Annotated in this window: 10 protein-coding genes; all 10 read left to right on the forward strand. The window is 35.6% G+C overall.

Annotated elements, in window-relative coordinates:
• Positions 1 to 328: 328 nt before the first annotated feature.
• The 10 genes from ABJF52_RS05960 (at position 329) to ABJF52_RS06005 (ending at position 12,419) form a co-directional block, all read left to right on the forward strand.
• The gene (locus ABJF52_RS05960) at positions 329 to 2,029 is read left to right on the forward strand and encodes a serine hydrolase domain-containing protein (protein ID WP_348147733.1); all 1,701 of its coding nucleotides are present in this window, start codon (positions 329 to 331) and stop codon (positions 2,027 to 2,029) included.
• 156 nt (positions 2,030 to 2,185) lie between these two features.
• Positions 2,186 to 2,764 carry a hypothetical protein gene (locus ABJF52_RS05965; protein ID WP_348147735.1) on the forward strand — a complete coding sequence of 193 codons (579 nt, stop codon included), beginning with the start codon at positions 2,186 to 2,188 and terminating at the stop codon, positions 2,762 to 2,764.
• 206 nt (positions 2,765 to 2,970) lie between these two features.
• The gene (locus tag ABJF52_RS05970) at positions 2,971 to 3,417 is read left to right on the forward strand and encodes a hypothetical protein (protein WP_348147737.1); all 447 of its coding nucleotides are present in this window, start codon (positions 2,971 to 2,973) and stop codon (positions 3,415 to 3,417) included.
• Between the two features lie 274 nt (positions 3,418 to 3,691).
• On the forward strand, positions 3,692 to 4,504 hold the full coding sequence (locus ABJF52_RS05975) for a crotonase/enoyl-CoA hydratase family protein (protein ID WP_348147740.1): 813 nt from the start codon (positions 3,692 to 3,694) through the stop codon (positions 4,502 to 4,504).
• A 377-nt stretch (positions 4,505 to 4,881) separates the two neighbouring features.
• Positions 4,882 to 5,316, forward strand: a complete 435-nt coding sequence (locus ABJF52_RS05980) for a hypothetical protein (protein ID WP_348147743.1) — start codon at positions 4,882 to 4,884, stop codon at positions 5,314 to 5,316.
• A gap of 79 nt (positions 5,317 to 5,395) precedes the next feature.
• The gene (locus tag ABJF52_RS05985; protein WP_348147746.1) at positions 5,396 to 6,580 is read left to right on the forward strand and encodes a TolC family protein; all 1,185 of its coding nucleotides are present in this window, start codon (positions 5,396 to 5,398) and stop codon (positions 6,578 to 6,580) included.
• 20 nt (positions 6,581 to 6,600) lie between these two features.
• The gene (locus ABJF52_RS05990; RefSeq protein ID WP_348147749.1) at positions 6,601 to 6,846 is read left to right on the forward strand and encodes a hypothetical protein; all 246 of its coding nucleotides are present in this window, start codon (positions 6,601 to 6,603) and stop codon (positions 6,844 to 6,846) included.
• 11 nt (positions 6,847 to 6,857) lie between these two features.
• A complete protein-coding gene (locus ABJF52_RS05995; RefSeq protein ID WP_348147752.1) occupies positions 6,858 to 8,363 on the forward strand; it encodes an efflux RND transporter periplasmic adaptor subunit in 1,506 nt (501 codons plus the stop codon).
• 11 nt (positions 8,364 to 8,374) lie between these two features.
• The gene (locus ABJF52_RS06000; RefSeq protein WP_348147754.1) at positions 8,375 to 11,455 is read left to right on the forward strand and encodes an efflux RND transporter permease subunit; all 3,081 of its coding nucleotides are present in this window, start codon (positions 8,375 to 8,377) and stop codon (positions 11,453 to 11,455) included.
• A gap of 517 nt (positions 11,456 to 11,972) precedes the next feature.
• On the forward strand, positions 11,973 to 12,419 hold the full coding sequence (locus tag ABJF52_RS06005) for a nuclear transport factor 2 family protein (protein WP_348147757.1): 447 nt from the start codon (positions 11,973 to 11,975) through the stop codon (positions 12,417 to 12,419).
• Positions 12,420 to 12,949 lie beyond the last annotated feature (530 nt).

Genomic DNA, 12,949 nt, shown 5'->3' on the forward strand with positions numbered 1-12,949 from the left:
TTGCCAAATACGCCGCTACGGCTTAGCAACGCTACATATCAAGTCGCTATACGCAATCCGGTTGTCGTTTTTTTATTCTCAATACCGTAAAATCCACAAGTCACGCCCCGTAAAAAAAACGGGGCTACTTGATAAACGATGAAATCGGGATCCAAATTCATAATTAGTACTATTCCCGTTACATCGTTGTTGGATTTTACTATATTTCCATAAAAAAAAGACCAACTGCCCATAGCGCTGCGTTATGTGCAATTTTGAAGCAACATTGTAACATATCGAATAATCATTCTACTAATCAATTAAAATAAACTGAAATACCGGCACATTAATGAAACTTAATTATAAAGTCATTTTAGTATGTACACACATACTTTTTTTTATTTCTAACTCGAAAGCTCAAAATAACTTAAACTTCAATTTTGATGTAAATGAAATAGCACAGAAAATTGATTCTCTTTTATTAGACTACAATGGCGAAGAACCTGGAATGTCCATTGGAATTGTTATCAACAATAAATTAGTCATTCAAAAAGAATTAGGTCTTGCAAATTTAGAACACCAAATTCTAATCACAAAAGAGACATCATTTCACGTAGCGTCCGTTTCCAAACAGTTTACCGCATTTGCAATTTTACAACTCGAAAATGAGGGCAAACTTTCATTGAATGACGACATTAGAAAATACATACCTGAACTAAACGAATTTGATAATAAGATAACTATAAACAATCTTTTAAACCATACCAGCGGAATTAAAGACCAGTGGAACTTATTGAGACTTTCTGGATGGCGCTTAAATGATTTCATAGACAATGACCACGTTCTCAATATTCTCTACAATCAAACTTCATTGAATTTTGAGCCTAATAAAGACTTTTTGTATAGTAATTCTGGCTACACTTTATTAGCAGAAATTGTTACACGAGTTTCGGGTATGCAATTTTCAGAGTACACAGAAAAATACATTTTTAAGCCATTGAAAATGCATAACACTCAATTCGTAGATAAAGAAGGTCAAATAATCAAAAACAAAGCTAATTCATACTATAAAGATGGCGAGTACTTTATCGAAGATGTATTCAATAACACCAGCTATGGAGCCACAAATTTGTCAACTACCATCGAAGACTTAAGTAAATGGGTAATAAATTTCAGCAAAAAAGAAGTTGGCGATAGTAGTTTGTTTGATAAAATGCATTCCCAAGAAAAGTTGAGCAACGGGAATAATTATGGGTATGCAAATGGTCAATTTATCAATGAGTACAAGGGAATAAAAAGAATTGCTCATAGTGGACAAGATGCAAGTTATCAAGCTTACATTGGCAGATTTCCAGATTTAGACATTAGCATAATTTTCTTTAACAACAATTCTGAAATTGATGGTGGTAAACTTGTAGGTCAATTAACTGAAATATGTTTATCAGATTATTTGAAAAACATAAATTATAAACCAACATCAGAAACTTTACTCAGTAAAAAAACACCGATTATAAAACCAGTAAAATCATTAAAGAATTGTGAGGGTTATTATTGGAACGACAAAGACAGATATTCTCGTCAATTAAAAATTCAAAATGACACCTTACAATATATCAGAAGTGACGATGATAAATCACCATTAATTCCTGTCGATGAAAATGAATTTGAAATGGCCATTAATGAGTATGTCTCTGTATCATTCCAATCTAATCAAATGATTTTGACACTAAATGATGGCTATAAGATTACTTTGGATAAATACATTCCCGCAGATTATAATTCAAATTCACTAAAACAGTTTGAGGGTAAATATTACAGTCCAGAATTAAACACTTTCTACACCTTTTTGGTGGAGAATAATTTTTTAATTGCGAATCATACAAGACTTGGAAATTTTAAACTAAAAGCAATTAAAAAAGACTTTTTCATCGGAAATAAAGGTTCGATTCAGAAAGTTGTCTTTTTAAGAAATAAATTTGGACAAATTTTTGGATTCAATATATCAAGCAGTAGAGCTAAAAATGTTAAATTTAATAAATTGAGTGAATAAAAAACTGCACATAACAATGGCTATAAGTAATTGCTTGTTCTCGCCTACTCCTGAAAATCCTTGCGGATTTTCAGTTTGGTGTGTACTTGCAAAGTTAATCGCTAACTCACGCAACTACTCATAGCCGAGACCGTTCTACACCATTTAAAAGAAACTTTGAAAACGGAATTAAAATATATCGAATTGAAAAGCGGATTTTCCGATAATGGACCTGCATGGATTGGACTTGTGTCGTATTCTAAAAGTGGAAAAACTATCTATTTTAACGGAAAAGCGTTTCAAAGTTTGAGCGGGACAGGTATCTATGCAAACTATTTTGACATCGAAACGGGAAATGAATATTGGATTTCAGGAGTAAAAAAAAATATGTCTGACCGACACCAATTTGGTAGCGGAAAAATATTGGTGGAAAGAAGGATTTTAAGCGATTATTTGGAAAGTATTGGCAAATCCGAGTTACCAAAGGCTAATTACGAATTGACGGATGTTGAAACGGAAATACCCACGGAACGGATTAACAAGCTGGAAAATGAAATAACGGAATCGCCCGAATTCGGAATTGACTTGTATTATAAAGAACCTAACGAATTGACAAACGAAGAAATTAAGCATCTGATTTCGGACTTGATAGTAGACGAAGAAAACGCTCGATTTAATAAAGGCCGAAGAAGTGCAAAGAAAAAGCGAATAGAATTAGTCGCGGAACTTGAGAAGCGCAGAGAAAAAACGGTGTAGAACAATGGCTATAGCAAATAGGGCATAAAGCGCTATATTTAATGGCTTGGGCGTATTTACTAAGTCCGCCAAATCTTTTGGATTTGGCAATTAAAAAAGAAAAAATAATTACAAAACAAAAAGCTCTGGCTCGCAGATCAGACGGAAACAAAAAGTTTCCTTGCCTGCCCTACTTGCCATAGCCGAACCGTTAGGCAAAATTTAAAATGAACTCTTCAGTAAAGAATTATCAGAATCTTAATCCAAAACATAGGAAAATCATTTTCTATGCTCTTATTGGCGTTCTGATATTTGCCATCGGGACCGTGGGAATAGGTTATACTGACAACGAATTAATATTAGATAATGGACAGTTGGAAATAACTGGACTATATGGCGAGAAAATGCCTGTATCTGACATTCAGTTAATTGAATTAACGGACAAAAGACCAAGCTTACGGAATAGAATAAACGGATTTTCAATGGGTAACCGTAAAAAAGGGTTTTTCAGGACAAATAGCGGAGAAAATGTAAAAGCGCTTATTAATTCCCATGCTCGCCCATGGATTTTAATAACAAAAAAATCTGGTGGGAAAATTTACTTTTCGTCAAACGGAAAATCGAACAAGGCCATATACCAGGAGTTGAAAAAAACTTTGCCTAACAATGGCTAAAATTCATTGCTTGCGGATTTCCTAAACGGAAATCACGCGCAAAAAGCTATCTTTAGGTTCGGCTGGATTGTCCTGCGGACAAATCACAGCAACGAACCTTAGCCGTAACCGTTGTAGCGAATTCCCCACGAAACAGAATTTTACTAAATTCTTCTGCTAACGACCAAAGGGAAATTGAATAAAAAAAGAGTGAAAATGATAGGATTTTATAAAATCATAACTAATTGATATTCAATAATTAAATTTGACGTTAGTCAGAATTAAAAACAGAACTATGAAGTACAAGCATTTTAAAGTTGACATAGAAAACAAAATCGCACAAGTTGCATTCAATAGACCAGAAAAATCAAATGCGCTTCACATGGAAGCATGGACAGAAATACAAACTATTTTCGATACGCTTTCTACTACTGATGAAGTAAGGGTTATTGTGCTTAGAGGTGAAGGAAAGCATTTTTGTGCAGGAATCGATTTAGAATTATTAATGTCGATAGATAGATTTCAAGATATTGCTTGTTCTGGAAAACGAAGTGAAAAGGTTAGGAAATTAATATTAACACTTCAACAAACAATTACGGCTATTGAAAAATGTTCAAAACCAGTACTTGCAGCTATTCATAATGGATGTATTGGTGGTGGTGTAGATATAGCAACTGCATGCGATATGCGTTATTGTACAGAAGATGCTTATTTTACGGTCAAAGAAATTGATTTAGGAATGGTTGCTGATCTTGGTACACTACAACGTTTACCTAAAATTATATCCACAGGAATGGCAGCCGAAATGGCATATACCGGAAGGAAAGTGTTTGGACCAGAAGCAAAAAGTATTGGTCTGGTAAATCAGTGTTATGCTTCGAGAGAAACATTAATTGAAGGCGTTATGAAAAAAGCTACAATCATTGCTTCTAAATCTCCATTGTCGATACGAGGAACTAAGAAAGTATTATTATATACCAGAGATCATTCGGTTGATGATGCGCTTAACTATATGTCTACCTGGAATGCCGCAATGCTTATTTCTGAAGATCTTACCGAAGCGTTCAAAGCCACAATGGAAAAACGCACACCTCGGTTTGGGGATTAGAATTGATTTGTTTCTTAATTTAGCTAATTTATTGATTATATAAAACTCGCTACAACAACGTGTATAATTAATTGCTAGTTCACTGCCGACTTACGAAAATTCCAGCGGAATTTTCTATCTGTGATTTGTTTGCTAAATTAGTTGCTGAAACACGCAACTAAATATACACAATACCGTTGTGCATAATGCGAAAATCGTACTAAAATTGAACATTTGAACTAAAAAAGCCAACACGCAAACAGCACATTCATTTTTTTCCACCGCTAAAAAAAGCCAACGCTCTAAAAAATAAAAGAGCTGTTTCTTGCTAACGCACAGCGAAATAACTAACATCGAAAAAACAAAAACCAAATTATAAATTATTACTTTTGTATGTGATGCAAAAACACCAAAACATAAAGGCACTATTTTTCTTGGGCATTTTCAGTATGTTACTGATGCACCAAGTTGTGCCACATTGGCATCATCAGCATCAAGAAGAACATCAACATAGTGAAGTAGCGCATTCACACAATCACGAGCATCATCACGAAACCCCTGAAAAAAATAATTCTAATAAAGGATTTTTTGATTGGTTTTTAGATATGCACGTGCATACCAATACAACAACAGATGTGTTGGTGTTGAAGGAATCAATAGTAAAGAAAATTACCGCAGAAAAAGAATCGGTAAAAACACTACTTCCTACAACCGTAAATCTTGCACTTATAAATGTTGATACCTCAAATGAAAGATGGTATCATCCGCCAGATAAACTTCAAAACACATATTTCCCCAATTGCTTACTTCGGGGACCACCAAGTTTAGGTTAATCAGTTATACAGGGTTTTTGTTAGTATATACAAACGTATCCCTGTAATTGTATTTTGATAAACCTAAAAAAACATCATTATGAACATAAAATTAGTATGCACCATTGGTGTATGCCTGTTCGTTGGTAACATTTATTCTCAATCAAAATCAGTAGATGAATTACTTAACCAAATAGAACAAAACAATACCCAGTTAAAAGCCTATCAATCGTACATCAATGGGCAAAACTTGCAAAATAAAAGTGGTAATAATTTACCAGACCCTCAACTTTTGGGTTATTATTTGCCATTTGGCGAACATCAAAGTAACGATTATACCGAGTTTGAAATTTCGCAGTCATTTGAATTTCCAACGGTGTATGCAGTGCGCAGTAAATGGAATAACATAAAAGCAGAACAACTACAAGCCCTATTTACCAAAAAACGACAGGAAGTACTCTTAAAAGCAAAACAAGGGTTAATTAGCCTCTATATACTTCAAAAGCAAAAAACTATTGAAACCAATAGAAAGCAACAAAGCAAGCAGATTTATGAGCAAATGCAAGAACTTTTTAATAAAGAACAAGTTGGCATTTTAGACCTTAACAAAGCCAAAGTAGCTTGGATTCAAGAACAATTTGTAGTAGAACAATTAGAAGCTGAAATCCAGAATCAAATGACGGTGTTGCAAACTTTAAATGGTGAGCAATCTCTAGAGTTGGATAATCTGGAATTAAAGATGCCTTTTGAACTGCAAACTATGGAAGTTCTATGGAGCGAGAAATTGGCAAATGACCCCAAACTATTGGAGTTACTGACTAATGAAGCGTCAGCACTTCAAAATGTAAAACTCGAAAAGAATAAAATATTGCCCAACCTTGCTTTAGGTTATAACTACCAAGGTGTAAATGGCAATAATTATTCTGGTGTTTACGGTGGTTTGTCCATTCCGTTATGGAGCAGTAAGAATAAAGTTAAAGCAGCACAGGTAAATTATGAGTACCAACAATCAAGTTCGCAAGTAGTCAAACAACTATTGTATGCCGAATTACAACAGGAGTATAATCAGTACCAATTGTTGTTCGATAAATACACCGAATACCAAAACACCATAGAAACCCTAAATAGTGAAAATTTGCTTTTTAAAGCCTACAATTTAGGGGAATATTCCTTTTTGGAATACTATATGGAAGTGCAGTTTTATCGGGATGCTACTGACAAAATGCTGCAAATGGAAAAAGAATTACAGCTATTACAAGCACAATTATTAATACATCAACTTTAACAATTTAAAAATCTAAAAAAATGAAAATAATATCAAAATATCTAATGGCATTGATGGTAATAACAGCAATAAGTTTTACAGGATGTCGAGACACCAAAAAAGAACAAAAGGAAGAAGAACACGGACATTCACACGATGAAGGTTCAGACCATTCTCACGACAATGAAGAAGTGAAACAAGAAGAGTTTACCGTGGAAAAGGATTCTATTAAATCCGAAGAGAAAACACACACTCACGACAACGGAGAAGAACACCACGACCACTAAAAATAAAACAAATGAAAAAGTATATAATAATTGTGCTTGCCTTTATGGCAATAGCTTGTAAGCAAAATAATGAAGATAATCACGCCCACAATCCAGATGGAAGTCACGTAGGCGAAGAAATACCTCGAGTGGATTATACCATTTGGACAAACCAAACCGAATTGTTCGTTGAATTCCCTGTACTTATTGTTGGGCAACCCAGCAAATTTGCAGCGCATTTTACGGTTATGGATAAACACCAACCTGTGCGTAAGGGTTCGGTTACAGTAAGTTTAATTAAAGGTGACAAAGGCATTCGTGCTACAGCAGATAGTCCGTCATCACCAGGAATATTTTCGCCTATCATTCAGCCAAAGGAAGCGGGAATGCATCAATTGGTATTCGACCTTTCAACACCACAATACGAAGATAAAATTGTGATTAAAGACCTAATGGTATATGCTAATTTGGAAGAAGCCAATAAAGCAATAGGCGATGCAGGTGAAGATGGTTCTATTTCCTTTTTAAAAGAACAGGCTTGGAAAATAGATTTTCAAGCTGCACCAGTCATTAAAGGTGAGATTTACGATGTGATTAAGACATCGGGAGTTTGGCAACCTGCACAAGGTTCTGTAAAAACAATGGTCGCTACGGCTAATGGAACTGTAAATTTTGCCACAACTAACTTAACGGAAGGAACAGAAGTTAAACAAGGTCAATTGCTTATGAATGTAAGCAGCCAAGGATTGGCAAGTAATAATTTAAGCGCAGAAATAGCGAAAGCCAAAGCGAACTACGACCAAGCCACATCCGAGTATAATAGAAAGAAAGAGCTTTACGAGAGTAAGATTATACCAAAATCAGAATTTGAAAAAGTAGAGAGTAACTATACCATTGCAAAGTCGCAATATCAGTCACTTGCTTCAGGTGTTTCTGGTGGCAGTAAGCAAATACGGGCACCTTTTGATGGTTTTATAAGAAGTGTCAATATTGGTAATGGCGATTATGCAGAACAAGGAACCGTTTTAATAAGTATTGCGACCGAACAATCCAAAGTATTGAAATCGCAAATAGCACCTACGTATGGGTTGACGATGCAAAACATTAAAAATGTTTGGTATCAAACCGAAATGGGAAATTGGAAAAGTATTTTAGATGCTGAAGGTGAAATTCTGTCAATATCAAAAGATGTTGAGCGTAAGAGTCCGTTAATTTCGGTATATGCCAAAGTAAACGATGCTATTACTTTACCTGATGGAAGCTTAACCCAAGTACAAATTGCGATGGGTAACGGTGAACAAGGAACACTTGTACCCGAATCTGCTTTATTGGAAGATTACGGCAATTATTCGGTTATGGTACAACTTTCCGGAGAAAGTTTTGAAAGACGCCCTATTTCCATAGGACAACGAAACGGTAAAAACGTTGAGGTGCTTAAAGGTTTACAGGTTGGTGATGTGGTTGTAACCACAGGAGCATACCAAGTAAAAATGGCATCAATGTCAGGTTCTACACCTGCACACGGACACGAACACTAAAAGCAAAAGTTATGTTGAATAAAATATTAAATATATCACTTCATAACAGATTGCTTATTCTGTTAGGAGCTGTGGTGTTAAGTGTGTTGGGCGTGTATTATGCAAAGACTATGAATGTTGATGTATTCCCAGACTTAACAGCACCAACGGTAACTATTCTTACCGAAGCCCACGGAATGGAATCGGAAGAAGTAGAGAAATTAGTCACTTATCAATTAGAAACAGCCTTAAATGGTTCGCCAAATGTGAGACGAATCCGTTCGTCATCAGCAGCAGGAATTTCCATTGTTTGGGTTGAATTTGAGTGGGGAACCGATATTTATCGTGCACGTCAAATTGTTAGTGAACGTATTCCTATGGTTCGTGAAAATTTACCCGAAGGCATCGGAGCACCAACTATGGCACCTATTTCATCCATTATGGGCGAGATTATGCTCTTAGGTGTAACATCTGATAGTTTATCACCAATGGAATTACGAACCTTGTCAGATTGGACAATCAGACCACGTATAAAAGCTATTGGTGGTATTGCCAATGTGGTGGTTATTGGTGGAGATTATAAGCAATACCAAGTATTTGCCAATCCCGAAAAGATGAAGCATTACGATGTGAGTCTTTCAGAATTGGTCGAACACGTTAAGGAAGCAAACACAAATGCACCAGGTGGCGTAATCAATCAATATGGTAATCAATACATTATCAAGGGAAGTGGAAGAGCTTATGCGTTGGAAGATTTACAGGAAGCCGTTTTAAAACAAGTCAATGGTCAAACCATCAAAATAAAGGATGTTGCAACCGTTCAAATTGGTGCTGCGGATAAGATTGGCGATGGTTCATTAAATGCAAAACCAGCAGTTATTTTAACCATTTCAAAGCAACCCGATGTCAATACTTTGGAACTGACAGACCGATTGGATGAAGCGATTACAGATTTGGAAACAACCTTACCAAAAGGCGTCAACATCAAAAGTCAAATCTTTAGGCAGTCCGATTTCATTGATGCTTCCATCAGTAATTTGAATTGGACTTTAATGGAAGGTGCATTTTTTGTAATGATAATTCTTTTCATCTTTTTGATGAATTGGCGAACCACATTAATATCGTTATTAGCAATTCCAATTTCATTACTGGTGTCTATTATCATCTTAAAATGGTTAGGTTATACCATAAATACGATGAGTTTAGGAGGTATGGCAATTGCGATTGGTGCATTAGTGGATGATGCTATTATTGATGTGGAAAATGTATATAAACGTTTGCGTGAAAACATCAGAAAACCAAAAGCAGAACGACAATCAACAATTACAGTTGTTCGTGATGCTTCGGTTGAAATACGCAGCTCAATCATTATTGCAACCTTAATTATTATCGTGTCTTTTATTCCACTATTCTTTTTAAGCGGAATGGAAGGACGTTTGTTGCAGCCGTTAGGAATTGCATTTGTAACCTCTGTTTTAACCTCTTTAATTGTTGCGGTAACGGTAACACCGATTTTGTGTTCTTATTTATTGAACAACGAAAAATTACTGAACAAACAAGCAGAAGGTACACGCGTAGAACGTTGGCTACAGAAACATTATGGTAATCTCTTGGAGCGTGCCACAAATATTCCGAAAACCATTATTGGAACTACAGTAATTGCCTTTATAATAAGCCTTTTAGTACTCACGCAATTAGGGAGAAGTTTTCTTCCTGAATTTAATGAAGGCTCTTTGGTAATAAGCGTAGTTGGTCCACCAGGAATGTCTTTGGAAGAAAGCAACAAAACAGGAAAACTAATAGAGTCCATCTTATTGGATTTACCCGAAGTAGAAGTTGTTACACGCAGACAAGGTCGTGCCGAATTAGACGAACACGCGCAAGGTGTGAATGCTTCAGAAATTGACGTACCTTTTGTACTTGAGGATAAAACCAAAGAAGAATTTTTCGAGGAAGTCCGTGATAAATTGAGCGTTGCACCAGGTGTTAATATTACATTAGGGCAACCCATTGCACACCGAATTGACCATATGCTTTCTGGTACAAGAGCGAATATTGCTATTAAAATATTCGGTTCAGATTTGCAACGGTTATTTGAAGTTGGCAAAAGCGTAGAACAAAATATTAAAGAAATTGATGGATTGGCAGATGTTGCTGTTGACCAACAAATTGAAGTGCCACAAATACGTATCAAACCAAAACGCCAAATTCTATCTGCTTATGGAATGACCGTTGGCGACTTAATGCAACAAGTGGATATTGCTTATGCAGGCGAAGAAGTAGGTGAGATTTATGAAGGTCAGCAGTATTTTGATTTGGTAGTACGCTACGAAAAACCATTTAGAGATGATATTGAAAACATTAATAACGCATTAATTAGCTTGCCAAATGGTGGACAAACTACTTTAGGCGAATTGGCAACTGTTCAGTCGGTAAGTAGCCCAAATACGATTAACAGAGAAGATGTACAACGTAAAATTGTGGTGGCTGCTAATGTTCAAGGTAGAGATTTACGAGGTGCGGTTGAAGAAATAAAAGAAGTGGTTGCAAACAATGTAAAAATGCCCGAAGGCTATCGCGTGCAATATGGCGGACAGTTTGAAAGCGAATCAAAAGCCTCACAATTACTTTTAGTAACAGCAATCATTGCCATAGCTGTTATTTTTCTACTTCTTTATTATGAATTTAAAGATGTGAAATTGGCTTTTGTAGTATTAATTAATTTACCGTTAGCATTAATAGGTGGAATTTTGATTGTGTATTTCACATCAGGAATCATCAGTATTGCAGCCACAATTGGATTTATTAGTCTATTTGGAATTGCAACACGTAACGGAATCTTATTGGTTTCACGTTACGAAGATTTAAGGAAAGAAGGAATGCAAGGCTTTCAATTAATAAAAACAGGAGCATTAGACAGATTGAATCCAATTTTAATGACGGCTTTTACAACAGGCTTGGCATTAATTCCATTAGCTTTAAAAGGTGGCGAACCAGGAAGTGAAATACAAAGTCCTATGGCAGTAGTTATTTTAGGAGGTTTGTTATCGGCTACTATTCTAAACTTGGTTGTTATTCCCTGTGTGTATCAATTAGTAATTAGAAAAAAGTAGTTTTATTACATAGTGAGATTAAAAAAGGGCTGTTGAAATTGTTACAACAGCCCTTTTCTTTTAGTGAAATAAAATAATCTGACAACTGACCTCTGACTGACTATTTACAAAATAATTTAGTTTGCCAATGCCAACGCTTAAAGCCATACACATTCGCAATTCGCGCAATGCCGACGCTACACCAAAAATTGCAAAAGAGTATGTCTAACCAACGCTAAATTCCGAACTAAAAATGAACATCGGGAAACCAAGCAGAACGTGAAAGCACTATGCACAACAACGTATATAAAACATAGCTATTATAGGCTTTTCGAGAGGTTTTTGCTTATTTATTAAGTCCGCCAAATTTTTATTTTTATATATTTAGAAAATAAAAAGTAAATAGAAAAAATAAAAATTCGGCTCGTGTTTAATCCGAAAAGTTAGTGTTTATTTATACGCTACGTTTCATATACAAGACCGTTAGCAATAATTTGAAAAAGCCTAAAACTTCCAACTATTATTAAAAAACAGCTGAATGAAATATTTTAATAAATTAATAATTATTGTTATATCAATTTCATTCACGGGATTGTTATTATCGTGTTCTAACAAGAGCCAAACGGTCGAAAACCAAAAGGATTTATTATGGCAATTGGAACAAGAATATATCAAAGCTCATGTTCAGGCTGACCATTCAAAAATCTTATCAATGTGGGACGAAAATTTTCTAGGTTGGCCAAGTCGTTTAGAGAGCTCCGCAAAAAAGAATTCTGGTTCGGAGTACTTGGAAAAATACTTTTCAAAACCAATGCCAGCAGACACAAAATTCCGAATAGAAAAACAAGGAATTCAAATTGAAAACAATGTCGCAATTCTTCATTATCGCCTCTTTCTTTTTAAAAGCAATACCAGATTAACGCACACATGGATAAAAAGAGCAGACAAATGGTATATACTTGGAGGAATGGATTGGAATGAATAAAAATATACTGATTGTAAAAAACTATTGCTAACAAGGGTAACCGTTGCACAAGCTATTAATTAATCGAAAACAGATTTATATAAGCCTCTTTAGGAGGTTTTTTTCATATCAACTTAGATGTAGAAGGCAATTTTTTGATGCTTTACAGCGATTCCGAACAGCTGCTGAAAGATACTTTTTACAAATGCAACCAAAGCAGGCTGTCCTGCTCCACTTTTTACTCGTTTTTGTTCGTATTTCAGGTACTTCTTCAAGTTATAAGCAATCGCGAGTAAGTACTTATTTGCCAAGTAAGCCGCTACGGTTTTTTTATGCCTTCCTCTCCCTGCGCTCGTCGGAGGCACTAACATATCAAGTCGCAACCAGCCCGACAAATTTTACTGGCGGGTATGCTCCCGAAGCTTCGGAACGGTTGTCATTCTTTTATTCTCAATACCCTGCCCGTTCCGTTCAGGCGGGCGCAAAATCCACAAGTCACGCCCCGTAAAAAAAAACGGGGCTACTTGATAAACGATGAAATCGGGATCCAA

It is taken from the genome of Aurantibacter sp., assembly GCF_039941195.1.
Taxonomy (GTDB): domain Bacteria; phylum Bacteroidota; class Bacteroidia; order Flavobacteriales; family Flavobacteriaceae; genus Aurantibacter_A.

Excerpts from the sequence above, each read along its gene's own strand:
- ABJF52_RS05960 (WP_348147733.1), top strand. The coding sequence starts at position 329 with ATGAAACTTAATTATAAAGTCATTTTAGTATGTACACACATACTTTTT.
- ABJF52_RS05970 (WP_348147737.1), top strand. The coding sequence starts at position 2,971 with ATGAACTCTTCAGTAAAGAATTATCAGAATCTTAATCCAAAACATAGG.
- ABJF52_RS05975 (WP_348147740.1), top strand. The coding sequence starts at position 3,692 with ATGAAGTACAAGCATTTTAAAGTTGACATAGAAAACAAAATCGCACAA.
- ABJF52_RS05980 (WP_348147743.1), top strand. The coding sequence starts at position 4,882 with ATGCAAAAACACCAAAACATAAAGGCACTATTTTTCTTGGGCATTTTC.
- ABJF52_RS05985 (WP_348147746.1), top strand. The coding sequence starts at position 5,396 with ATGAACATAAAATTAGTATGCACCATTGGTGTATGCCTGTTCGTTGGT.
- ABJF52_RS05990 (WP_348147749.1), top strand. The coding sequence starts at position 6,601 with ATGAAAATAATATCAAAATATCTAATGGCATTGATGGTAATAACAGCA.
- ABJF52_RS05995 (WP_348147752.1), top strand. The coding sequence starts at position 6,858 with ATGAAAAAGTATATAATAATTGTGCTTGCCTTTATGGCAATAGCTTGT.
- ABJF52_RS06000 (WP_348147754.1), top strand. The coding sequence starts at position 8,375 with ATGTTGAATAAAATATTAAATATATCACTTCATAACAGATTGCTTATT.
- ABJF52_RS06005 (WP_348147757.1), top strand. The coding sequence starts at position 11,973 with ATGAAATATTTTAATAAATTAATAATTATTGTTATATCAATTTCATTC.